This window comes from Micromonospora sp. NBRC 107095 (genome assembly GCF_030269705.1).
Lineage (GTDB): Bacteria > Actinomycetota > Actinomycetes > Mycobacteriales > Micromonosporaceae > Micromonospora > Micromonospora parva.
Genome location: NZ_BSTU01000004.1, coordinates 206,118 through 227,968, shown reverse-complemented (window position 1 = coordinate 227,968; position 21,851 = coordinate 206,118). Strand labels below are relative to the sequence as shown.

Sequence of the window (21,851 nt, the reverse complement as noted above, 5' to 3'; positions counted from 1 at the left end):
TCGCCGTCGTACCTCCGTCGCTCACCAGTGCCGCCGGCCGCGGTTGGTCTCGTACGCCCACATCGCCACCTCGACCCGGTTACGCACCCCCAGCTTGGTCATCAGGCTGGTCACGTGCGACTTGACGGTGCTCAACGTGATGTGCAGCTCCGCGGCGATCTCCTGGTTGGTGCGTCCCCGCGCGACGGCGACCAGGACCTGCTCCTCCCGGTCGGTGAGCGCGTCGACGGGCTGCTGGCGCGGCGCGGCCGGGTCCGCGTCGGCGAACGCCTTCAACAGCCGGGTGGTGACGCTCGGCGCGATCAGCGCGTCCCCGTTGGCCGCCGCGTGCACGGCCTGGCTGAGCAGGTCGGGACCGGCCTCCTTGAGCAGGAAGCCGCGGGCGCCGGCCCGCAGCGCCGCGTACACGTACTCGTCGAGGTCGAAGGTGGTGATGACGACCACCGCGAGCGGCTGGGGGACCGACGGGCCGGCGAGCGCCCGGGTGGCCTCGATGCCGTCCATGCCGGGCATGCGGATGTCGAAGAGACACACGTCGGGGCGCAGCCGCCGGGCGAGCTCGACCGCCTGTCGGCCGTCGCCCGCGCCGCCGACGACCTCGATGCCGGGCTGAGTGTTCAGGATGATGGTGAGGCCGGTGCGGACGATCTCCTGGTCGTCCGCCACGAGCACGCGAACCGTCACGCCCCGACCCCCTGGCGCGGGAGCACCGCCGTGACCGTCCAGCCACGGTCGGGATTGGGCCCGGCCTGGCAGGTGCCGCCGAGCAGGTCGGCGCGTTCCTTCATGCCCGTCAGGCCGAAACCGGGCGAGCCGGTCGGCCCGGCGGCCCCGGCCTCGCCGTCATCGCTGACCCGCAGCCGCACCGACGTGTCGTCGGCCGCGACGCTGACCTCGATGCGGGTGGCGTGCCGGGCGTGGCGACGGGCGTTGGTGACCGACTCCTGGGCCAGGCGGTAGAGCGCGGAGCCGACACCGGGCGCAAGGTCGTTGAGGTCGCCGCGCAGGTCCACCTCGACGCTCGGCCCGGTGCGGAACTGGCCGGCGAGCCGCCCGATGTCGGCGACCTGCGGGTTTGGCTCCCGGTCGGCGGGCTGGTCGTGGCGCAGGACGCGGACCATCGCGCGCATCTCGGCGAGCGCACGCGACGCCTCGGCCTCGATGGTGCGCAGCGCCTCGACGGCGGCGTGTGGCTCGCTCGCCGACACGGCGATGCCGGCCTGGGCGCGGATCGCCATCGCCGACACGTGGTGGGCCACCGTGTCGTGCAGGTCGCGGGCGAGTCGTTCCCGCTCCAACAGCTTCACCCGATCGAGCTCGCGCAGCCGGGCGGCGGCCCGGAAGCGGATCGCGACACCCAGCGTGGCGGCGGCGAACATCACCGCGAAGCCGGCGACCAGTTCCCCGCCGTCGATCGAGCCGAGCACTCCGGCGGCGGTCACCTTCGCCACCACGAAGAACGACCCGATCACGGCGTCGCGACCGGAGCCCCAGCGCAACAGCGCGTAGACCAGCAGGACCAGGAAACTCGCCGTGAACAGCTGACAGGGATCGCCGGGCAGCACGAACGGGGCGACCGTCGTGCCGCCGAACGCGATCACCACCATCGCGAGCGGCCTGGTCCGTCGCCAGAGGATGGTGGGCAGCAGCGCGAGCGCGACGACGACGCAGCCCACCCGCCACGGCAGGTCGGGCCGGAGAATGCCTTCCACCAGCATCGCCGGTGTCAGGACCGCGATCACCGCCCAGTCGCGCCACAGCCGGGACGGGGCGGGTGAGACACGCGGCTCGGCCAACACCGCGTGCAGGCGAGGGTGCATGGGATCCATCGTACGAATGGTGGTGCGACTCCAGATCGTCCCAAAGTACGACCCGGGTGGTTCGGTCGCGGTCGGTGGTACCGATCACGCGGGTCGGAGTTTGGCGCGGACGGCGGCGGCGTCCGGGTGATTGAGGGTCGTGAAGATGTCAAGTGCCCGCTGCCAGTCGGCCCGGCCGGAGGCGGGGTCGCCGAGGGCGTGGCGGGTGTCGCCGAGCCGGCTGAGGGTGTCCGCCTCACCCCAGAGGTCGCCGAGATCGCGGGTCAGCTCAAGCGTGCGCTCGTAGCACTCCACGGCACGGCCGTACTGGCCGAGGTGATGGTGGGCGAAGCCGAGACTGTCCCAGGTGGCGGCCTCGCCGGCGCGGTCGTCGAGCTGCTGGAGGAGTTCGAGCGCCTGCTCGCAGTACGCCAACGCCCCGAGGTGGTCGCCGAGCTGGGCATGACACCAGCCGACCGCATTGAGCGCGTCGGCCTGGGCCCTGCGGTGACCCGCGGCCTGGGCCAGGACGAGGGTCCGCTGCGAGTGCTCAAGGGCCTTGCGGGGTTCGCCCTGCCGGTCCCACAGCGAGGCGAGGTTCTGGTGCGTACGCGCCTCGCCCTCGGCGTCTCCACCCCGGACGTACAGGTCGAGGGCATTCTCGAGGTGGCCCTGCGCGTCGGCGAACTGGTTCACCACGGTGTGGGCGCCGGCGAGGAAGCGGTGCGCGACCGCCTGGGCGACCGGGTCACCGAGACGCTCGGCGGCGAGCAGCGCCGCCCGGCAGGTCTCGACGCGGTCCTGCCAGTGCCCCTGCCGGTCCAGGAACGTGTCCAGGGCCCGCCCCAACCGCCAGGTGTGCGCGTCGAACCCGGCACCGGCGGCGTGGCGGAGCGCGGCGAGCAGGACCGGATGCTCGGCGGTCAACCACGCCATCGCCTCCGCGTGGGTGGTGGGCCGCTCAGGATGCACACCGGCCGCGGGCGGGGTCATGAGGTGATCGACAGGGTCGCTGTGCGGGCGCAGCAGAGCGTCCGCGGCGTGGGCGGTGTGGGCGTAGTGATCGAGAAGCCGGGTCGTGGCGGCCCGGCGGCCCGGCTCGGGATCGGTGCCGTCGCTGAGTTCGGCGGCGTACGCCCGCAACAGGTCGTGCGCCGTGAACCGGCCGGGCCGGTACTCGGCCAGCAGGTTCGCACGGGTCAGCTCGGTCAGCAGCCGGCGGGTTCCATCCGCCGCAAGACCGGCCAGGCTCGCCGCCGCAGCCACCGTGATGTCCGGGCCGGGGTGCAGGCCCAGCAGCCGGAACAGGCCGGCCGCTGGCGGCGTGAGCGCGGTGTACGACCAGGAGAACACCGTCCGCACCTCACCGACCGCGTCGCCTGCGTCCAGTACGCCGAACCGCTGACCGGCCGTCCCCAGCTCCGTCGCGAGGGTGGCCAGCGGGAAGCCGGACTGCTGGACTCTGGCGGCCGCGATGCACAACGCCAGCGGTAGGCGGGCGCACGCGGCGATGATCGCCCCGGCGGCCTCCGGCTCGGCGGCCACCCGCTCGGCACCGAGCCGATTGGTGAGCAGGTGACTGGCCGCGTCGCGGCTGAGCAGGCCGAGCGGGATCGGGTGCGCGCTGTCGAGGCCGACCAGAGAGGTGAGTTGGTTGCGGCTCGTCACCAGGACCATGGTGGTGGGTGTACCGGGCAGCAGCGGACGGACCTGTTCGGCGTCCCGGGCGTTGTCCAGCACGATGAGGACCCGTTTGCCGGCCAGCGCGCTGCGGTACAGCGCGGCCTGGGCGTCGAGGTCGGCGGGCACCCGGGCAGCCGGTACCCCGAGCGCGTCCAGGAAGCCGTGCAGCGCCTTCGCCGGGCTCAGCGCCTGCACGCGCGGGTCGAAGCCGCGCAGGTTGACGTAGAGCTGACCGTCGTCGAACCGGTCGGCGACGCGATGCGCCCAGTGCACGGCCAGCGCGGTCTTGCCCACCCCGGCGGTGCCCGAGATCGCGGCGACCACCACGGCGGTGGGCGCGGCGACGAGCTTGTCGAGAAGGGCCAACTCGTCGTCACGGCCGGCGAGGCTGGCCACGTCGGCGGGCAACTGTCGGGGCACCATCCGGTCGGGTGCCCGCGGCGCGCGGCGGCGGCTCTCCTCGATCCGGTCCCGGGCGGTGGCCAGCGCGCCCTGCTCGGCCGGCGTGGCACCGAGGAGCCGGACCAGAGCGTCGAGCCGGTCGGTGGGCGGCAGCGTCTTTCCGGTGAGATATTCCGCGATCGCGGTGTGTGACCAGCCGGTGCGGGCGGCCAGCTCCCGATAGGTCAGCTCACCGTCGCCCTGTTGACGTGCGTGCCTGCGCCGTAACGCCCGCAACAACCCAGCGAGGTCGTCAGACGTTCGCGCCCCCGCGGCATCCAGCGCCCTACCCCCCACAGTCGACCATCGACGTCCGTCAGTGTACGGCGGTGTACGGAATCGCGGCCAGAGGCTCGGCCGGATCGGCGATCCTGCTCGGGTGCAGAGCGCACTGATCGAACCAATGGAGGTCATGTGTCCGTACATCTCAAGCCTCTGGTCCTGGCCCTGACCGTGCTCGCGGCGACGCTCACCGTGCCGGCGGCGGCCGCGTCGGCGGCGCCCGACGCGACCATCTGCACGACGAAGGCGGCCTGCGCCGACGGCGGCCTGCGGGCGACATCGTCGGGCAAGGCGGCCCGCACCACAGGTGACATCACGACAAACGCGATCCGGGTGCCCACGCCGCCCGCGTTCCCGCCGGACACCCCCTGCTACCGGGAGGAGGTCTCCGAGGAGGTCTACGAGACCGCCACCTACACCACCATCTACGAGCTGTACTTCCAGGCGAGCGTCTGCCTGTTCCCCAACGAGATCGTGCTGTACGGCCTGGACACCTCCCTCGACTTCCCCAACGGCGTGCAGGACCCCCGGTTGACCTCGATGCAGTTCGTGGTGCGCGACGAGATCGTCCACCTCAGCCCGACCGAGAAGGATGGCTACTCCGAGCTGTGGGTGACCTTCTGCACCGTCCCCGCGCAGCCGTCCACCTGCCAGCGGTATCTGCACCGACTGGGCCTCATCTTCAATCCGGCCTGGGTCTACCCGTTCTCCGTATTCGAGCGTCTGAGCTGACGGTGTCGGGGGCGTCGTTGCTCCCATGATTGATCGGGGCGTCTCCCAGGCAGCTCGTGGGACGCCCTGATCGCTCGTGCCGGCACCGGTTGCCAGTAGATCTCCGCAGCGTTACGTTGAGATGCCATCGACGCCTGTCGACATAGCTAGGTACGGGGGCCCGCATGTCCACGCCTGTCACTCGTCGCACCGTGCTGGCCGGTGGGGCCGGCGCCGCCATCGGCCTGGCCCTGCCCGGCCTCGCCGCCGCCCACCCCGACGGCCACCATCGCACCAGCGTGAGCTTCACCCTCGACGCGACAACCCTCGACGGCGGCGAGCAGGTCACCTCGGTCACCCTCGACACCAGCCGACTCGGGCCGATCGACCCGGCCGGGCTGACCCCCGCCGCGTTCACCGTGCACGCCAAGGCCACCAGCCCGATCCCGATCGCTCCCGGCGATCAGATCTTCAGCGAGTACGACCTGGACCGGACGGTGACCGCGGCCCGGCTCGACCGGCGCGGCAACATCGTGCTGGAGTTGAGCCACGGCGAGGGTCAACCCGGCGGCGGCACCCTCGGGTACATCCTGAGCAGGGGCCGCAACGTCCAGCTGGACCTCGTCTACACCATCACCCAGAACACGCCGATCGTCCGGCGCCACGGCTCGCCGCTCACCATCGGCCGCTTCGTGCAGGCTGGGCTGTCGAACCCCGAGGTGGACGCCTTCAGCTACCACGTCTCGGGCTCCGGCCTGAAGTACCGGCTGTACTCTCCCGACCACTCGCCCCGCGGCGGTCGACGGCCACTGATCGTCTGGCTGCACGGCGGCGGTGAGGGTGCTTCGCTGCCCGACGACTACTACGACAACGAGACCACACTGCGGGCCAACCGTGGAGCGCTCGGCTTCGCGACCCCGCAGGCACAGCAGATCTTCTCCGGCGCGTACGTCGTCGCCCCGCAGAGCACCTCCTACTGGATGGAGGACGGCCCCCGGTTCGCCCCGCTGATCCGCGAGATCGTCCAGGACCTGGTACGCCGCAGGCGGGTCGACCCCGACCGGATCTACGTGGTCGGTTGCAGCAACGGCGGCTACATGTCGCTCGAGATGACCTCGACCTACCCCGACCTGTTCGCCGCGTCGGTGCCGATCTGCGGTGTCGTCGAACCGCTCGACGGGGAGGGCCCCCCGTTGCTCACCGACGCGGAGCTGGCCGGGATCCGCACGCCGACCTGGCTGGTCACGTCACGCGACGACGACACCGTGCCGCCCGAGACCAACACGATCCACGCGCACGACCTCATCCCGGGGTCGCTGATCACCCTGTACGACCACGTGGTGTGGAACGGTTACCAGTTCCCCGGGCACTGGTCCTGGATCTACGTGGCCCGTAACGACCCGAGCCGCAACGGCACCCACATCTGGCAGTGGATGGCCCGTCGTCGTCGGTGATCCGTGCCCTGTTGCTGCATCGGCCCGCGTTGATCACCGCTTGCGGCGCAGCTCGCGCAACACCCCGTGTCGACGCAGCGCCCAGACGAGACGCCGCACGCGTGGGTGCCACACCACCAGCACCGCCGCCCGGCGGATCAGGCCGAACCGGTTGTCGCTCACCTGGTTCTCGACCGCCTGCCAGATCAGCTCGCGCACCTTGGCGCTCGCCAACACCGCCCGCACCTCACGCCGTACGTCGGGATCCTCGGCCGCCGACGCGATGGCCGCGGCCTGACCCGGCCGGTCCGCGAGCGGCTCCACCGCCGCCGCGACGAGTGGCCGGCGCACCTCGTCCTGCTCCAGCAGCAACAACACCGCTTCCCGGATCTGCACGGTGTCCAGGGCCGACCGCAGCAGCCGGAGCAGGCTGCGTTCCACCTCGTGGTCGTGGTCCGGGACGGTGAGGGTGGCAAGCAGTCCCGCGACCTCGTCGAGGTCGACGACGTGTCGCAGGCCGGTGCGGAACTCCGGCAGCTCCCATGCCACCTGCAGTGCCTTGACGAGATTGCGGTTCATGGGCCACCCGCTACCCGCGAGCGCCGGCCGGCGAAACCCCGCGCCCGGTGCGGCGCGGCGCACCAGCCACGATCCCCGTGACGGGGTGAGCGGCCGCCCGGGGTCGGGCGGCCGCTCGTCATCGGGTCAGCACCAGGTCAACGTCGAGTTGATCCGGGTGACGTTGCTGATCGTGTTGTTCGCCCCGCCGCAGGGGTTCTGGGTGATGTTGGTGTTGGTGACGGTCAGGTTCTGGAAGCGGATGCCGGAGGAGATCGGGAACTCCGATCGCGAGGCGATCCGCACCTCGCCACCGCCCGTCACCGTCCCGGACACTCCGGCGATGACGACGTTGTAGCAGTTCTCCACCAGGATCGAGTTGTTCCCGGTGTTCGAGATCGTCACCCGGTCGATGACCGCGCCACCGGACTCGGAGACGCAGAAGATGCCCCGACCGCCGCCGGACGCGATCACGGTGCCGACCCGGATGTTGGTCGGGTACGAGCTGCCCACCCGGCCGTTGCGGTTGGCCATCCGGAACGCCGCGTACCCGGTGCCGGTCCCGGCGCCCTGCGCGTCGACAGTGCCCACCGTGGCGTTGATCGTGTCGTTGAGGAGCAGCCCGGAGTCCCGGGTGTTGCGCGCCGTGACCGTGCCGATCGTGAGACCGTCCACGCCGTACGTCTCCACCCCGTGCGTCCCGGTGCCCGACACGTACACGTTGTCGATGCGGATGTTGCGCACCTTGACCGCCCGATCGCCACCGTGGTTGTCGATGCGTACGCCCAGACCGGCCGAGAGCCGCATGTCGATCTGCCCGAGGGTCAGGTTGTTCACGTTGCGCATGAAGATCCCGTACAACGGCGAGCCGGTCAGCGTGAGGTTCTGCACCTCGACGTCAGTGGTGCCGCGTGAGTAGACCGGCGCCTGGTCGCCCGAGCCCGACCCGGTCACGTTGATCGTTCCGCACACGGCCAGCGTGGTGTACGACGGCAGCGACAACCGGGAGCCGGCGGTCATCGAACCGGAGCCGCGAACCACCACCCGCTGCTTCGCCGTACGACCCGCCGAGAGCGAGTTGACCGCCGCCTGCATCGCCGACAGCATGTCCGAACCCGAGTAGACAGTCGACGAGCCGTTGCGGGCCGTCCAGGTGTTCCCGCTCAGCACCGCCTCGGCGTTTGTCGACCCGCTGCCGCAGCCGGTGGTGGGTGGTGTGCTGACACCGCCTACCGCGACCAACTGCCACTGCTGGTTCGTGCCGTTGAGGTCGGTGTACTGGCTGATCCGGCCGCCGTCGGCCGTGGACCGCTCCCAGACCTCCAGCACCTTGGCGGAGTGGCGGTTGACCAGCCGGACGTGACCGCCGTCGGAGTCGAGGACCTGGAACTGCTGGTTGGTGCCGTTGGTGTCTGACCACTGCCGGTATTCAGCGCCGTCGGCGGTGTTCCACTCCCACAGGTCGACGACCTTCCCGCTGTGCCGGGCCTTGAGGCGGTAGTAGCCGCTGCCGGAGGAGACGAACTGGAACTGTTGCCACGCCCCGTCGTTGCGGGACCACTGCTGGATCACCGCGCCGTCCGCCGTCGAGGTGTCCCGGACGTCGAGGACCTTGCCGCTGTGCCGGTTGACCAGGACGTAGTAGGCGTTGGTGTCGACGTTCGCCGCCGCTGCCGGCGGTGCGCTGACCAGAACCGCGCCGGCCGCGCCGACCAGTGTGGTGATCATGGTGAGCACCAGGCCGGTACGCCGTCGGCGACGGACCGATTCGCCGCCGGACGGTTTTCTCGTGAGGGGGAAGGGCATCGCTCCTCCTGGCTGGATGGGCTCGGGGTGGGACGGGGCGGGTGCCGAGGCCGGCGGGCGCTACTCCAGGTGGAAGGTTGCCGAGGAGCGGTCGGCGCTCGAACTGACCGCCTCCACGTAGAGCAGTCCGCCGCGGTGGCGCACATGACGGCCCGGGAAGTTCTGCGACTCCAGGGATATCCCAGCGCTGTCGGCGAGGCCGGTCTGGCGGCGGAAGCTCGCGTCGGCCCCGAACAGGGCTGAACCGTCGCTCTTCTCGACGTACAGGGCGAAGCCCCGGTGACGCAGGTAGTACCCGGGGAAGTTGGTCGACTCCAGCGACACCGATCCGCCGCCGGCGAGGCCGGTGACGATGCGGAACTGGGAGTCGGCCAGGTTGGTCACGTTCGGCTCGATCCGGGCCCGGTAGTCGTAGTGCCGGATGTAGCTGCTGGCCTGGTCGTGTGACCGCAACCGGACCGGGGTGGCCCCGTCGGGCACCGGGATGCCGAAGTTCGGGGTGCCGTCGGCGTTCCAGTACACCTTTTGCAGCCGGGTGCGCCGGTTCGGGTCGTTGAGCGGATCACCGGAGATGTCGCGGTAGCTCCGGTCGTGGTAGACGAGAATGTCGCTCTGCCCGTCCTCGGAGACGGTGAACGAGTTGTGGCCGGGGCCGTACTGGCTGGTGGCCGCGTTGCTGGCGAACACCGGGCTGGGGCTCTTGCTCCACGAGGCGGCGTCGAGCAGGTTCGCGGTGGCGGAGGCGCTCAGCATCCCGAGGCAGTAGTTGGCGTCCGTGGCGCTGGCCGAGTAGGTCAGGAAGATCCGGCCGTTGCGTTGGATCACCGCCGGTCCCTCGGCGACCCGGTAGCCCCGGGTCTCCCAGTCGTACGTCGGCACGACGAGCCGGGTCACGGTGCCGGTGATCTGCCACGGGTTGGCACCCATCCGGGCGAGGTAGACGTTGGAGTTGTTGGAGATCCCCGGCTCCTGCTGTGCCCAGGTCAGATAGCGCACCCCGTTGGCGACGAAGGTCGAGGCGTCCAGACTGAAGGTGTCCCAGGGGGTCGTGATCCGGCCGCGTTCGGTCCAGGAGCCGGTCAACGGATTGGCGGTGGCGTTCTCCAGCACGTACATCCGGATCCGCCACACGTCATCGGTCCGCCCCGCGGCGAAGTAGACGTACCACCGGCCGTTGATGAAGTGGATTTCCGGTGCCCAGATGTGGGCGCCCATCTCTCCGCTGGTGTGGCGGCTCCAGATCGTGGTCTCCGCCGCCGTCGCCAGCCCCTGAAGGGTGGTCGCCCGGCGCAGCACGATCCGGTCGTACTGCGGCACCGTCGCGGTCAGGTAGTAGTAGCCGTCGGTGTGCCGGAAGATGTGCGGGTCGGCCCGCTGGTTCACCAACGGGTTCGTGTAGGCGACGGCTGGTGCGGCGTGCGCCGGCCCGGCCACGGGCAGGCCGGCCGACACGGCGAGCACCACCAACACCGCGGCCAGCGCCGACCGCAGTCGCCGATGGTCACGACGGCCGGCGGGACCGTGGCGGACGGATCGGCGGTTGGTGGGGTCGGTAGGAGCGAGTGGCAGCGGCATCTGTCCTCCGCGAGCTTGGAAACGGCCATTGACCAGCGCGGGACAACACCCGCCGTGCGCCGTGACCGATTCGGTCGACGTCACGCGGCGATGTCGGGTAGGGCCGGGGGACAGGCCCGATAGGGCGGGAATGTGACGGTGGCGTTGCGGGCGGGTGGCGGACTTATGTTGGCGTTAACATCGATACATGTCAAGACGTGGAAGTCCCTGACCTGGCGACGGCGGCCGCCCCCGTACCTGCGGGTAGTGTCCTCGGCGTGCTGCGACGGTGGGTTCTGACGATCCTGATGGCGGCCTGCGGCGTGCTGGTGGCGGTGAGCCAACTGAGCGCCGGGCTGCCCGCCGTCGGCGGGGTGGAGTTGGTGGTCTTCCTGGGGTTGGCACTGTTGCTGTCGCCGTGGGCCTTCCCCCGCTCGGTGAGCGACGCCGAAGCGCGACGGGCCAGCGCGGTGGACGGCCGGCCGATCGTGTACTGGCGTCCCGGCTGTCGCTACTGCCTTCAGCTGCGGTTCTCACTCGGCCGGCTCGCCCGCCGGGCCCACTGGGTGGACATCTGGCACGACCCGGCCGCTGCCGCCGCCGTCCGGACGGTGGCCGGCGGCAACGAGACAGTGCCCACCGTCGTGCTCGGCGAGCAGGCTCTGGTCAACCCCGACCGGGCCTGGGTCCGCCAGCAGCTCCGCTCGTCCTGACCCGGCGACACCCTCAGCCCACCGGGTGGCCGGCGCGGTACACGGCCAGCGGGCGGCGCAGCACCCTGATGTCGCTCGTCGGGTCGCCCGCCACGATCAGCACGTCGGCGTCGAACCCCGGGGCGACGCGGCCCTTGCGTCGCGCCAGGCCACACACCTCCGCACCGACCGAGGTGGCCGAGGCGAGGGCGGCGGTGGCGGGAATGCCGCAGTCCACGAACTCGACGAGCGTCTCGGGCAGGATCCCGTGCGGCTTCGCCGGGCCGAGGCCCGCGTCCGAACCGGCGACCAGTCGGACCCCGGACCGGTGCAGGGTGGCAACGCCGTCGCGCAGCGCGGCCTCGCTGAGCCCGGCCCGCGCCGCCATCGCCACCACCTCCGGTGGCGTGACCACGGCCGGGTCGGTGCCGAGCGTGGCGCAGACCGCCACCCCGGACCTGGCCAGCCGGTCCGCGAGGTCGCCAGGAACGCGGGCTCCGGACGGGGTCACGCAGGTGCAGTGCTCGATGCCGTCCACCCCGACGCGCAGCGCCTGCTCGACAGCGCTCAGCGCGTGCGCGTGCGCGGTCACCGGCAGGCCCAGCTCGTGGGCCTGGGTCAGCGCGGCGCTCAGCTCCCCGTCGGTGAACTGCGGTCTCGTGGTGTCGGTCCCCGGGGTGAACACCCCGCCGCTGGCCATCACCTTCAGCAGGTCCGCGCCGGCCGCCGCGCCCCTGCGAACCGCATCACGGACCCCGTCGACGCCGCTCGCCTCGCCCCCCAACGACCAGCAGTGCCCGCCGACGCTGGTGAGCGGTGCGCCCGACGCCACCACAGTCGGTAGGTCGTCCCGCATCCCCCGGCCCCGCCACCGGAGCACCGCGCCGCGCCGGTCGCCCAGGTCCCGGACCGTCGTGACGCCGGCCGCCAGGTGCCTACGCAGCGACGTCTCGACGACCCCGTCGAGGTCGGCCTCGGGACGCTCGGCGAGCCGGCCGAGCGCGTCGGGGCCGGCGTCGGCGCACAGGTGCACGTGCGCGTCGACCAGGCCGGGCAGCAGCGTGCCGTCGGGCTCCTCGCGTACCGGCCAGCCCGCCGGCGCCTCGGCCCTGCCTCGGTGTACATCGGCGATCCGCCCGTCGGCGAGCAGGACCAGCACCCCGCCGTCCACGAGCCGTTCACCGTCGAACATCCGGGCGACCCGGAGAGCATGTTTCGTCATCGTCACCTCAGCCCACCCCGCTCGGGCCCGGCTGACGTTCGCGACGTCCTCGTCACCGGGCGTGGCCTGACCATCGCACCGCCACGTGCGCGCCGCCTCCCTCGCCAGAGCGATATCTCATCCCCCGACGAGTGCCGCAGCACGCCGCCGCCGACGGCGCGGATCCGCAGGGCGAGGCCGAGGAAGAGCAGCGCGACCGCCGGGTGCATCCTGACGTGGTGGCGGCCGATGACATGATCGATTCCGAGAACTGGGCCGGCGGGTTCTACGAGCTGATCCTGGTCCTCGGGCCAGCCGATGATGCCCGACTCGACCGGGCCGCGGGTGCTCTGTGGCGGGCCGCCGACGTCCGTGAGTGCCGCGTCGGGGTTGACCTGGTCGAGATGACTCCCGGCGCGCAAGCGTTCACGACAGGTGGGCACCTGCGCGGGACGCTCACGCTGCCGTCCGGCGCGCGAGTGGTGTGCGGCAGCTACACGACCAGGTACGACAGCGTCGACAACCTGGTGCTCTACCTGCCGCTCGGCGCGCTGGCCCGGGTGGACGGAAGGATCGGCGGGTACCCGTTCGACCAGCGCAGCGGCGTCGAGTCGTTGACCTGGCGCGCCCCACTCGACCGTTGGCTGGCCGACATCGCCGTCACCGTCCACGCCGACGTGCCGTTCACCCGCGCCATCATCGGCTTCGAGGCTGACGACGACGTCGACACCACCGCCGGTGCGAGGTACACCGCTCGCCTGATACCCGGGACCGACGGCATGGACTATCACCCGGCGACCAACTGACCGGGCGACGAGTCCGGCGTGCTCCCGTGCGGGTCGGCTGATGCCGGGCCGCCCGGAACACCGCCGCTGAACAGCCGGGAACGGACTATTCCGCTGGTCGCACCCGGGCGACGCGTCGGCGGTAGTCGGCGGCCACGGCTATGACGAGTGGGCCCCACGCCAGAAGTGGGGCGTAGAAACGGAACACCTCCCAGCCGGGGACCGGATGTGCCGGTTCGTCGCCCCCGATTCCCACCCAGCCGCTCTGGACAAAATGGAACCTCTGGTTCAGCAGGAAGTACCCGCAGACGGCGACGAGCAGCCAGCCGCCGGTCAGCGCCACGCGTACGACCGGACGCGCCGGGATGCGACGGCCTCCGATACGGGGTATCCAGTGCGGAATCCGCTGTCCCCACCCGTGCACCAGCCCGAGTGTCAACAGCGCCAGCAGCATCGACAGGGCGGACAGGCACAGCATGTACCAGTGCGAGACGGCGTCGTCGGTGACCACCAGCGATAGTCGCCACAGCGCGGACGGCAGGACGCAGAGCGGTACGGCGTAGGCGGCCCAGACCGCCCAGGCAGGTGGGGCGGCGGCCGGGTACGCCATCGCCGACGATCTGGTGCGGGTCTGTTTCTCGACAACAGTCATGGACGAACGATCGCCGGCTCCGGGGTCCGCTCTCCTCCCCGACAGCAGGGGAAGGGCTCCCTCTGTCGGGGGACAGGCAGCCCGGGTGCGGCCCCGGCTAGATCGTTCGCTCCTTGGCGAAGAAGGACTCGGCCGCCTCCAGCCGGGGCACCTGCACGTTCAGCCTGCGCGCCTCCGCCAGGGTGTCGCGGCAGACCGCGCGCAGTTCCTCGGGGTTGGCGTGCGCCGCCATCACCACGCGCATCGGCGGGAAGTGCCCGAACAGCCAGGCGAGTGCCGGCGCTGCCAGCCAGACCGGTGCCGTGAAGGGCAACAGGTCGCTGCGGTGTCGCCGCAGGTCGACGCCACGGGCCTCGACGAGCGGGAGGAGTTCGCGGATGGCGAGGATCGCCTCGCGCATGGTGCTGGTCGTCAGCTTGGACAACGAGCCCAGCTTCAGGCTCTGGGTGTGCAGGCCGGCGTTCTGCGCGAAGTGGATCGACAGCCAGCCACGGAAGTCCGGGTTTTCCCGGAGCCTGAACCCCGCCTTGCGAAACACCTGGCGCACGGCCCGCTCCCGTTCGGTCGGTGCCCCACCGAGGGTGCCGAAGGTGACCACGGGCAGGAGACTCCCCCGAAGCACGCCGTCGTCGCCGAAACCGCCGCCGGCCCCGGGGAAACCCCAGGCCACCTGATCGGCGGGAAGGTGCGCTGTCGCGGCCAGCGGTTCGACCCACAGGTTGTTGAAGACGAGCACTGTGGCTCGGCCCACGCGTGGTCCCAGGAAGGCGGCGGCCTCCGCGAAGCTGTAGTGCTGCACGCTCAGCACGATCAGATCGAAGTCGTGGTCCGGCTCCAGGGACTCGCGATAGCGCACCGGCCACCTCTCGGCGACCCGCTTGCCCCACGGCCGTCGGCGCGCGTCCAGCAGATCAAGATCGATCGCATCGCCGTACGCCGCGGCCCGTCCCGGCCGGACGTAGAACTCGACGTGGTGCCCGGCCTGTTCCAGGGCCCACCCGTACACCGCGCCGATCACGCCGCGACCGAACATCAGAATCTTCACCTGGCACCTCGTACCCTATAATTGGAGGCAATCTCCGTTTCCAAAAATATGGAGACAGTCTCCACTTGTCAACCCTGGGGCTCCACGTGACCGATGCCAAGCCACTGCGCGCCGACGCCCGCCGCAACCGCGACGCCCTGATTGCCAAGGCTCGCGAGCTTTTCGCCGACGGCCGCTTCGACCTGCGCTTCGACGACTTCGCCAAACTTGCCGGCGTGGGCACCGGCACGCTCTACCGGCACTTCCCGACCCGGGAAGCGCTGGCCGAAGCGGTCTACCGTGAAGAACTCACCGCCATGTGTGAGCGCGCCCACGAGATGCAGGCCACCCTCCCGGCCGACCAGGCGCTGGAATCCTTCCTGCGCGGTTTCGTGGACCACCTGCACCACCACGAGGGCCTCGCCCGCACCCTCGCGACGCTGATGGCCACCCAGTCCGGCGCGCTGGCGGAGGGCGCCCAAGCCCTGGGCCAGGTCGTCGCCGATCTCCTGGCCGCCGCCGTCAAGACCGGAGCCATCCGCGACGACGTGGGCGCTGGCGCCGTCATGATGACCCTGCACGGCATCTGTGCGGCCTACGACCACCCGAGCTTCCGCACCGACGCCGACGGCGTCGTCACCCTCGTCCTCAACGGCCTGCGCCGCAGGGAACCCTGAACAATGGATCCCCGCGCCGACCGGCCACCTCAGTCACCGCCCAGCGCGGCCGCCTTGCCGAGAAGCACCGAGCGTTCGCGCTGATTGGCGCAGAGCCGGGCGGCCAGCGCCAACTCGGCGCGGGCCTCCGGAAGCCGGCCGAGGCGGGTCAGCAGTTCACCGCGTACGGTCGGGACGAGGTGCGAGCCGGGGAGCCGGTTCGAGGCGATCAGCTCGTCCACGACGGCCAGGGCTGGTGCCGGACCCGAGGCCATGGCCACCGCGACGGCCCGGTTGAGCTCGACCAGCGGCGAGGGCGCGACCCGGCCGAGCGCGTCGTAGAGCCGGACGATCCGCGCCCAGTTGGTCTCCTCGACCGAGGGCGCCGACGCGTGGGTGGCCGCGATCGCGGCCTGCAGGCCGTACGGGCCGAGGCCGCGCCCCGATGCCCTGGCCAGTGCGGCGAGCCCACGACGAATCGCCGACAGGTCCCACAGTCGGCGGTCCTGGTCGGCGAGGAGGACCGGCGCGCCCTGCGGGTCGGTCCGGGCCGGGAAGCGGGCCGCTGTCAGCTCGCACAACGCGAGCAGGCCGTGCACCTCCGGCTCGTCCGGTTGCAGGGCGGCCAGTGTGCGGACCAGCCGGATCGCCTCCTCGGCGACGTCGGGGCGCAGCAGCCGCTCACCCGAGGTGGCCGTCGACCCCTCGGTGAAGATCACGTAGAGGACGCTGAGCACGCCGCCCAGCCGCTCCCGGCGCGCGCCGGCCGGCGGCAGCTCGAACGGCACCCCGGCCGCCGCGATCGCCTTCTTGGCCCGGGTGATGCGGGCCTGCACGGTCGGCACGGGCACCAGGAACGCGCGGGCGATCTCCTCGCTGGACAGGCCGCCCACCACCCGCAGGGTCAGCGCCACCCGCGCCTCGCGGGGGAGCACCGGGTGGCAGCTGACGAACATCAGCGCCAACACGTCGTCGCCGATCCGGTCCGGATCGATCTCCTGGTCGATCACGGGGTCGACCGCCAACAGGGCATACCGGTCCTGGAGGGCGGCCCGGCGGCGGATCGCGTCGATCGCCCGTCGCCGGGCCGTGGCCATCAGCCACCCGGCCGGATTGGCCGGAGATCCACGCGGCCAGGACACCAGTGCCTCGGCAACCGCCTCCTGGGCGGCGTCCTCGGCCAGCCCGAAGTCACCGGTGAACCGGGTCAGCGCGGCGACGATCCGCGCCGACTCGATCCGCCAGACGGCCTCGACGTCGACCGTACCCATCAGACCTGGCCGTTGCTCTCGCCGCCCAGCGGGACCTCGTCGGCCTCGGCCACCCGACGGACCTCGATCTTGGATCCGCGGACCGCCGGGACCCGTTTGGCCCACTCGACCGCCTCCTGCTTCGTGGCGACGTCGAGCAGGAAGTAGCCCCCGAACAACTCCCGGGTCTCGCCGTACGGGCCGTCGGTGACCACCGGCGTCTCGCCACCGAAGTCGACCACGACGCCCTGACGCGGATCGTCGAGACCTTCGGCCGCGACGAGCACGTCCGCCTTCATCATCTCCTCGATGAACCGACCGGTCGCCGCCATCGCCTCATCGATCGAGGCCATCATGGCCGCGTTCGTCTCGTCGGTGCCCCGCATGATCAACATGTACCTCGACATCGTCTTCTCCTCATCCGACGGGGCCGCCTCCCGACCCTCGCACGCACTCGTCGAATGAGCGGCCCGCGAATCGACATCGCCCGGGGATTCCTTCGCCGCGACACCGCCGACTCCCCGGACCACGGGTGGCGGCCCACCGAACCGGACGCCCGCCGGCGGTCTTGATTCAATCGGCGCGCATCAATAGATTGAGGATGGGCGCCGCCGAGGACCGGGAGACCGGGCCGTCGGCGGCTGACAGGTCCACCCCGAGCCGGGCATCTCGGTCGTCCGCACGACCGGTAGCTGTGGCGCACCGCCGCGCCGCATCCAGGGCACGTTCTCGCGTCGCGTCCGTCCAGGACGCGCCGCCGCCTCCGCTCAGCTCGAATCAGAAGGACCTTTCATGACGATCTTCCGTGCCCGCCCCGCCGCGACAGTGGTCATCGTCGCCGCGCTGGCCGCCGCCGCGACCGCAACCGGCGCGGCAGCGCTCACCGGCCCGGCGTCGGCCGCCCAGGGTTGCCGGGTCGACTACACACCCAACCAGTGGCCCGGCGGGTTCACCGCCGCCATCAAGGTCTCCCCGGGGGACACGGCCGTCTCCAGTTGGACCGTCACCTGGACGTACCCGGGGGACGAGCGGGTCACCAGCGGCTGGAACGCCACTGTCAGCCAGTCGGGCTCGACGGTGACCGCCCGTAACGCGTCGTACAACGGCGGTATCCCGGCCGGCGGCTCCACCGAGTTCGGGCTGCAGGGGACGTACGGCTCCAGTCCCGGCGCACCGACCGGATTCGCTCTGAACGGCGTCCCGTGCAACGGTGCCACCCCACCGCCGACGACGCCCCCGCCGACCACCCCACCGCCGACGACGCCCCCACCGACGACGCCCCCGCCGACCACCCCGCCGCCGACGACCGAGCCGCCGACCGGGTGTGCCGGCGCGGTGCTCTGCGACGGCTTCGAGAGCCAGACCGGTTCGACGCCGTCCGGTGACTGGGCCGTGGTCAGCCCGGACTGTTCCGGCGCCGGCACCGCCACCATCGACACCACCACCGCGCACAGCGGCAGCCGGTCGGTCCGGATCAACGGGGCAGCCGGGTACTGCAACCACGTCTTCATCAGGTCCACCAAGAACCTGGGCAGTGTGGGCACCGTCCGCTACGGGCGGATCTGGGTCCGGCACACCAGCGCCCAGCCCACCGAACACACCACGATGATGGCGATGGTCGACGCCGCCGACGGCAACAAGGACCTGCGCTTGGGTGGCCAGAACGGCGCCCTGCAGTGGAACCGCGCCTCCGACGACGCGACCCTGCCCGAGCAGAGCCCGGCCGGGGTGGCACAGAGCGTGCCGCTGCCCACCAACCGGTGGACCTGCCTGGAATTCATGGTGGACGGCGCGGCTGGTCAGCTGCGTACCTGGTTGGACGGCACCGCCATCGCCGGCTTGACCGCCGACGGCGCGCCGACGCACGACATCGACGGCCAGTGGTACAACCGCACCTGGCGACCGCAGCTGACCGACCTGAAGCTGGGCTGGGAGAGCTACGGCGGCGGAGCCGACACCCTCTGGTACGACGACGTCGCGGTGGGGTCGAGCCGGATCGGCTGCTGACCCGTCGGGGTCGTCGACGGCGACCGGCAGCGGTGCGCCGTCACTCCGACGGTGGTGTCTAGGGTGTGACCCCGAGGGTGGGTCACACCCTGGACCGCGTCGGCCTCGACCTGGCCGGGCCCGCAGGAGAGAGCGACAATGGACCGCAACCTGGCCGACGTCCTGGACGCGGCGGCGCACGGGCACTTCCCACCACCGGACGGCGGGACCACAGTGGTGCCGCAACCCAGCCGCCGTGACGCCGGAGTCATCGCCTTCACCGGGCACTCGGTGGTGTTCACCGACGAAGACCCCCAGTGGGTACGCCGTGTGCTGAGCAGCACCGACTGCGACCCGTTGGCGGCCACGATGAATCCGCGTTTCCTGGGTGCGCTGCTCGACCGCACCCGGCGGTCCATGGATACCATCGATCTGCTGACCGTCGCGAGCAGCCTTGCCGGGCCGCCGCCACTGCGGCTGACCGAGCTTGCCGACGGCGATCATCCCCGCGAGGTCAGGGCCCGTCGGCGCCGTGACGACGTCCGGGTCTGGGCCGCCGAGGGTGGGGTGGTCGTGCTCGGCCGAGGGGTGGCCGGCCGTTGGGAGGCGGCGATAGAGGTCGACGACGAGCGTCGCCACCGGGGCCTGGGGCGGGCGCTGGCGACGGCGGCCCGGCACCTGGTGCCCGATGGCCAGCCGGTATGGGCCCAGCAGGCCACCGGGAACGCCCGCAGTGTGCGCGCCTTCCAGGCGGCGGGATTTCGACCGGTGGGCGCCGAGGCACTACTACTGGAGATCTAGGCGGCACACGGGCGCACGCGCGTCCACTGTGCGCGGACCGTGACCGGCGGGACGTTTCCACGATCACGTCCGGGGGCATCCCGGCGGATGAAGGCAGCCGCCTCTACCCCCTGATCGAGGAGAACACCATGTCGGTCCAGGCATTTCTCTACGTCGTCGCGGTCATCCTGATCGTGCTCGCGGCCCTGCCGTTGCCCACGAGGGGTGTCTCGCTCGCGCTTCTGGGTGCCGCCTGCGCCCTGCTCGCCTACGCCTGGCCGGTGATCACCGACTGACCCTTCCGTAACTCCTCGGCGCGGCGTCGGCCGGTGGCGGGAGGGCGATCGATCGCGGGCGGCCCGCTGCTGCGGCGTCGCCCGCGATCGTGTGCGGACGGACTCATCGACCCTTGCTGAGCTTCTTTCACAAGCGTAGGAAGAACACCACCACCGTCAGCCCCTGCATCGATCCGCCGTCCAGCGTCGAAGGAGATGCCTGTGACCACCCCCAGAGGGCTCCGTCTCGCCGTGTCCGTGCTGGTGAGCGCGGGCGCGGTCCTGCTCGGCACGGCGGCCCCCGCGGCACCGCCGACGACACCCGCACCGGCCAGGCACCCGTCCTGCGACCCGATCGACCCGACCGCCTGCCTGCTGCCGTTCCCGAACGACTATTTCACCGTGCCGGACCGGAGCAGCCCCACCGGTAAACGGGTACGGTTCGCCGCCGCCGCGATGCCCGCCAACGTGCGGGGAACCCCCATCGACCCGACGGAGTGGAACCGGCAGGACGGATTCAGCCCGGGCTCGCCGATCCTGGTGCGCGTACCCGGTCTCGATGCCACCGCGAGCGGGATCGCCCCGGTCACCGACATCGGCCGTTCGCTGGCACCGGACGCCCCGATCGTGCTGCTCAACGCCCGGACCGGCGAACGCACGCCGTACTGGGCCGAGCTGGACGCGCACGCCGCCGGCCAGCCCGACCGGCAGCTGCTGATCATCCGGCCGGCGGTGGCGCTGGCCGAGGGCACCCGCTACGTGGTCGGGCTGCGGGGCCTGCGCGACGGAAACGGGGCCCCGATCCGAGCGCCGAAGGCGTTCACGGCGTACGTGACGGGTGCCGGCCTCACCCACCGCGACCCCCGGGCGCCGCAGATGCGCAGGATCCTCACCGACCTGACCCGCACCGGTGTCAACCGGCACAGCCTCTACCTGGCCTGGGACTTCACCGTGGCCAGCCGGCACGGGCTGACCGGCCGGATGCTGGCGGTCCGCGACGACGCCTTCGCCGACCTCGGCCGGGCCGCGCCGTCGGTCACCGTCACCCAGGTGACCGACTACCGGCCCGAGCAGGACCCGCTGATCGCCCGGCAGGTCACCGGCACCATCGGCGTTCCGTCCTATCTGACCGGCGACGGCGGGCCCGGCTCACGGCTGCACTACGGCCCGGCCGGCGGGGCCGGGACGCCGCCCACGCCCAACGCCCTGCCCACGCCGTCGGGCACGACACTGGCGGCGGACTTCGTCTGCAACATCCCGCGCAGCGCCTCGGCAGCGAAACCGGCGCACCTCTCGCTGTACGGTCACGGGCTGCTCGGCCGACCGACCGAGATCAACGCCGGCAACGTCAGGACGATGTCGAACACCCACAACTTCACCTTCTGCGCGACCAGTTGGATCGGCATGGCCGCCGCCGACGTCCCGTATGTGGCCGGTGCCTTCACCGACCTCAGCGCCTTCCCCGCGGTGGCCGACAGGTTGCAGCAGAGCTTCCTGAACTTCCTCTTCCTGGGCCGCGCGATGATCCACCCCGGCGGCTTCGCCGCCCACCCGGCGTTCCGGGACGCCACCGCCCGACCGCTGATCGATCGCGGTGGCGGGCTGCACTACGACGGCAACAGCCAGGGCGGCATCAACGGCGGCGCGCTCACCGCCATCGCCCAGGACTGGACCCGGTCGGTGCTCGGCGTGCCGGCGATGAACTACTCCACGCTGCTGCAACGCAGTGTGGACTTCGCACCGTTCCAGAGCGTGCTGGACGGCTACTACCCGGACATTGTCGACCAGCAGCTCATTCTCGCGCTGCTGCAGATGCTGTGGGACCGGTCCGAGGCCAACGGGTACGCCCAGCACCTGACCGACCGGCCCCTACCGCGCACCCCCGCCCACCAGGTGCTGATGCACGTGGCCTTCGGCGACCAGCAGGTGTCACCCGCCGCCGCGGAGGTGCAGGCGCGCACCATCGGCGCCCGCCTGCACACCCCCGCGCTCGCCGACGGCTGGTCACTGGACGTGCGCCCGTACTGGGGCATCGCGCCGATCCGCCGCTACCCGTACAGCGGCTCGGCGATGGTGATCTGGAACAGCGGCGCGGCCCAGGCGCCACCGCCGACCAACCTCGCCCCGGCCGGGCCGGAGTTCGGCGACGACCCGCACGAGTTCCCCCGCGCCCAGGTCGGGGCCCAGAAACAGAAGGCCGTCTTCCTGCTCACCGGCAAGGTCATCGACGTCTGTGCGGGCGCCCCCTGCCCCTGACCCGGACATCGTGACCCGGTGGGGTGC

The 21,851-nt window shown here is 71.5% G+C and carries 20 protein-coding genes; 9 read left to right on the top strand and 11 right to left on the bottom strand.

Going from position 1 to position 21,851, the window contains the following annotated elements; genetic code table 11:
- Window positions 1–21 precede the first annotated feature (21 nt).
- The 3 genes from QSK15_RS20990 to QSK15_RS20980 form a co-directional block, all read right to left on the bottom strand.
- Window positions 22–684 (bottom strand): response regulator, encoded by a 663-nt coding sequence (locus QSK15_RS20990; RefSeq protein WP_285795861.1) that lies wholly within the window; start codon window positions 682–684, stop codon window positions 22–24.
- The gene (locus QSK15_RS20985; RefSeq protein WP_285795860.1) at window positions 681–1,829 is read right to left on the bottom strand and encodes a sensor histidine kinase; all 1,149 of its coding nucleotides are present in this window, start codon (window positions 1,827–1,829) and stop codon (window positions 681–683) included. Before QSK15_RS20985 ends, QSK15_RS20990 begins: the two co-directional genes overlap by 4 nt.
- A 75-nt stretch (window positions 1,830–1,904) precedes the next feature.
- Window positions 1,905–4,337: an ATP-binding protein gene (locus tag QSK15_RS20980; protein WP_352232193.1), complete on the bottom strand. Its 2,433-nt coding sequence runs from the start codon at window positions 4,335–4,337 to the stop codon at window positions 1,905–1,907.
- Between QSK15_RS20980 and QSK15_RS20975 the strand changes: the two genes are divergently transcribed.
- Both QSK15_RS20975 and QSK15_RS20970 read left to right on the top strand, forming a co-directional pair.
- Window positions 4,338–4,937, top strand: a complete 600-nt coding sequence (locus QSK15_RS20975) for a hypothetical protein (protein WP_285795858.1) — start codon at window positions 4,338–4,340, stop codon at window positions 4,935–4,937.
- A gap of 164 nt (window positions 4,938–5,101) precedes the next feature.
- The gene (locus QSK15_RS20970) at window positions 5,102–6,370 is read left to right on the top strand and encodes a prolyl oligopeptidase family serine peptidase (protein WP_285795857.1); all 1,269 of its coding nucleotides are present in this window, start codon (window positions 5,102–5,104) and stop codon (window positions 6,368–6,370) included.
- Window positions 6,371–6,403: 33 nt separating this feature from the next.
- Here the strand turns inward: QSK15_RS20970 and QSK15_RS20965 are convergent, their stop codons facing one another.
- The 3 genes from QSK15_RS20965 to QSK15_RS20955 form a co-directional block, all read right to left on the bottom strand.
- Window positions 6,404–6,928, bottom strand: coding sequence for a hypothetical protein (locus tag QSK15_RS20965; protein WP_285795856.1), 525 nt, complete (start codon window positions 6,926–6,928; stop codon window positions 6,404–6,406).
- Window positions 6,929–7,054: 126 nt separating this feature from the next.
- Window positions 7,055–8,713 carry an RICIN domain-containing protein gene (locus QSK15_RS20960; RefSeq protein ID WP_377630817.1) on the bottom strand — a complete coding sequence of 553 codons (1,659 nt, stop codon included), beginning with the start codon at window positions 8,711–8,713 and terminating at the stop codon, window positions 7,055–7,057.
- Between the two features lie 60 nt (window positions 8,714–8,773).
- Window positions 8,774–10,288, bottom strand: coding sequence for a family 43 glycosylhydrolase (locus tag QSK15_RS20955; protein WP_285795855.1), 1,515 nt, complete (start codon window positions 10,286–10,288; stop codon window positions 8,774–8,776).
- A 257-nt stretch (window positions 10,289–10,545) separates the two neighbouring features.
- Between QSK15_RS20955 and QSK15_RS20950 the strand changes: the two genes are divergently transcribed.
- On the top strand, window positions 10,546–10,980 hold the full coding sequence (locus QSK15_RS20950; RefSeq protein ID WP_285795854.1) for a glutaredoxin domain-containing protein: 435 nt from the start codon (window positions 10,546–10,548) through the stop codon (window positions 10,978–10,980).
- 13 nt (window positions 10,981–10,993) lie between these two features.
- Here the strand turns inward: QSK15_RS20950 and QSK15_RS20945 are convergent, their stop codons facing one another.
- A complete protein-coding gene (locus tag QSK15_RS20945) occupies window positions 10,994–12,181 on the bottom strand; it encodes an amidohydrolase family protein (protein WP_285796192.1) in 1,188 nt (395 codons plus the stop codon).
- Window positions 12,182–12,312: 131 nt separating this feature from the next.
- Between QSK15_RS20945 and QSK15_RS20940 the strand changes: the two genes are divergently transcribed.
- Window positions 12,313–12,966 carry a hypothetical protein gene (locus QSK15_RS20940; protein ID WP_285795853.1) on the top strand — a complete coding sequence of 218 codons (654 nt, stop codon included), beginning with the start codon at window positions 12,313–12,315 and terminating at the stop codon, window positions 12,964–12,966.
- A gap of 85 nt (window positions 12,967–13,051) precedes the next feature.
- Here QSK15_RS20940 and QSK15_RS20935 read toward each other — a convergent pair whose 3' ends face one another.
- A complete protein-coding gene (locus QSK15_RS20935) occupies window positions 13,052–13,597 on the bottom strand; it encodes a hypothetical protein (protein ID WP_285795852.1) in 546 nt (181 codons plus the stop codon).
- A gap of 97 nt (window positions 13,598–13,694) precedes the next feature.
- A complete protein-coding gene (locus QSK15_RS20930; protein ID WP_285795851.1) occupies window positions 13,695–14,642 on the bottom strand; it encodes a ketopantoate reductase family protein in 948 nt (315 codons plus the stop codon).
- Between the two features lie 86 nt (window positions 14,643–14,728).
- On the opposite strand from QSK15_RS20930, the gene QSK15_RS20925 reads away from it, so the two are divergent.
- Window positions 14,729–15,298 (top strand): TetR/AcrR family transcriptional regulator, encoded by a 570-nt coding sequence (locus QSK15_RS20925; RefSeq protein ID WP_285795850.1) that lies wholly within the window; start codon window positions 14,729–14,731, stop codon window positions 15,296–15,298.
- Window positions 15,299–15,327: 29 nt separating this feature from the next.
- On the opposite strand, the gene QSK15_RS20920 is transcribed toward QSK15_RS20925, so the two are convergent.
- Window positions 15,328–16,548 carry an RNA polymerase sigma factor gene (locus tag QSK15_RS20920; RefSeq protein WP_285795849.1) on the bottom strand — a complete coding sequence of 407 codons (1,221 nt, stop codon included), beginning with the start codon at window positions 16,546–16,548 and terminating at the stop codon, window positions 15,328–15,330.
- Window positions 16,548–16,934 (bottom strand): YciI family protein, encoded by a 387-nt coding sequence (locus QSK15_RS20915; RefSeq protein ID WP_285795848.1) that lies wholly within the window; start codon window positions 16,932–16,934, stop codon window positions 16,548–16,550. The genes QSK15_RS20920 and QSK15_RS20915 overlap by 1 nt, the downstream gene beginning before the upstream one ends.
- A 385-nt stretch (window positions 16,935–17,319) precedes the next feature.
- Between QSK15_RS20915 and QSK15_RS20910 the strand changes: the two genes are divergently transcribed.
- From QSK15_RS20910 to QSK15_RS20895, 4 genes are all read left to right on the top strand, one after another.
- Complete coding sequence (locus tag QSK15_RS20910; protein ID WP_285795847.1) at window positions 17,320–18,534, top strand: cellulose-binding domain-containing protein; 1,215 nt, start codon at window positions 17,320–17,322, stop codon at window positions 18,532–18,534.
- Between the two features lie 138 nt (window positions 18,535–18,672).
- On the top strand, window positions 18,673–19,314 hold the full coding sequence (locus tag QSK15_RS20905) for a GNAT family protein (protein WP_285795846.1): 642 nt from the start codon (window positions 18,673–18,675) through the stop codon (window positions 19,312–19,314).
- 128 nt (window positions 19,315–19,442) lie between these two features.
- Window positions 19,443–19,589, top strand: coding sequence for a hypothetical protein (locus tag QSK15_RS20900; RefSeq protein WP_167337290.1), 147 nt, complete (start codon window positions 19,443–19,445; stop codon window positions 19,587–19,589).
- Window positions 19,590–19,790: 201 nt separating this feature from the next.
- Window positions 19,791–21,824 carry a hypothetical protein gene (locus QSK15_RS20895; protein ID WP_285795845.1) on the top strand — a complete coding sequence of 678 codons (2,034 nt, stop codon included), beginning with the start codon at window positions 19,791–19,793 and terminating at the stop codon, window positions 21,822–21,824.
- The last annotated feature ends 27 nt before the right edge of the window (window positions 21,825–21,851 follow it).

Excerpts from the sequence above, each read along its gene's own strand:
- QSK15_RS20985 (WP_285795860.1), bottom strand. The coding sequence starts at position 1,829 with ATGGATCCCATGCACCCTCGCCTGCACGCGGTGTTGGCCGAGCCGCGT.
- QSK15_RS20980 (WP_352232193.1), bottom strand. The coding sequence starts at position 4,337 with ATGACCTCCATTGGTTCGATCAGTGCGCTCTGCACCCGAGCAGGATCG.
- QSK15_RS20970 (WP_285795857.1), top strand. The coding sequence starts at position 5,102 with ATGTCCACGCCTGTCACTCGTCGCACCGTGCTGGCCGGTGGGGCCGGC.
- QSK15_RS20965 (WP_285795856.1), bottom strand. The coding sequence starts at position 6,928 with ATGAACCGCAATCTCGTCAAGGCACTGCAGGTGGCATGGGAGCTGCCG.
- QSK15_RS20960 (WP_377630817.1), bottom strand. The coding sequence starts at position 8,713 with ATGCCCTTCCCCCTCACGAGAAAACCGTCCGGCGGCGAATCGGTCCGT.
- QSK15_RS20955 (WP_285795855.1), bottom strand. The coding sequence starts at position 10,288 with ATGCCGCTGCCACTCGCTCCTACCGACCCCACCAACCGCCGATCCGTC.
- QSK15_RS20945 (WP_285796192.1), bottom strand. The coding sequence starts at position 12,181 with ATGACGAAACATGCTCTCCGGGTCGCCCGGATGTTCGACGGTGAACGG.
- QSK15_RS20935 (WP_285795852.1), bottom strand. The coding sequence starts at position 13,597 with ATGACTGTTGTCGAGAAACAGACCCGCACCAGATCGTCGGCGATGGCG.
- QSK15_RS20920 (WP_285795849.1), bottom strand. The coding sequence starts at position 16,548 with ATGGGTACGGTCGACGTCGAGGCCGTCTGGCGGATCGAGTCGGCGCGG.
- QSK15_RS20915 (WP_285795848.1), bottom strand. The coding sequence starts at position 16,934 with ATGTCGAGGTACATGTTGATCATGCGGGGCACCGACGAGACGAACGCG.
- QSK15_RS20910 (WP_285795847.1), top strand. The coding sequence starts at position 17,320 with ATGACGATCTTCCGTGCCCGCCCCGCCGCGACAGTGGTCATCGTCGCC.
- QSK15_RS20905 (WP_285795846.1), top strand. The coding sequence starts at position 18,673 with ATGGACCGCAACCTGGCCGACGTCCTGGACGCGGCGGCGCACGGGCAC.
- QSK15_RS20900 (WP_167337290.1), top strand. The coding sequence starts at position 19,443 with ATGTCGGTCCAGGCATTTCTCTACGTCGTCGCGGTCATCCTGATCGTG.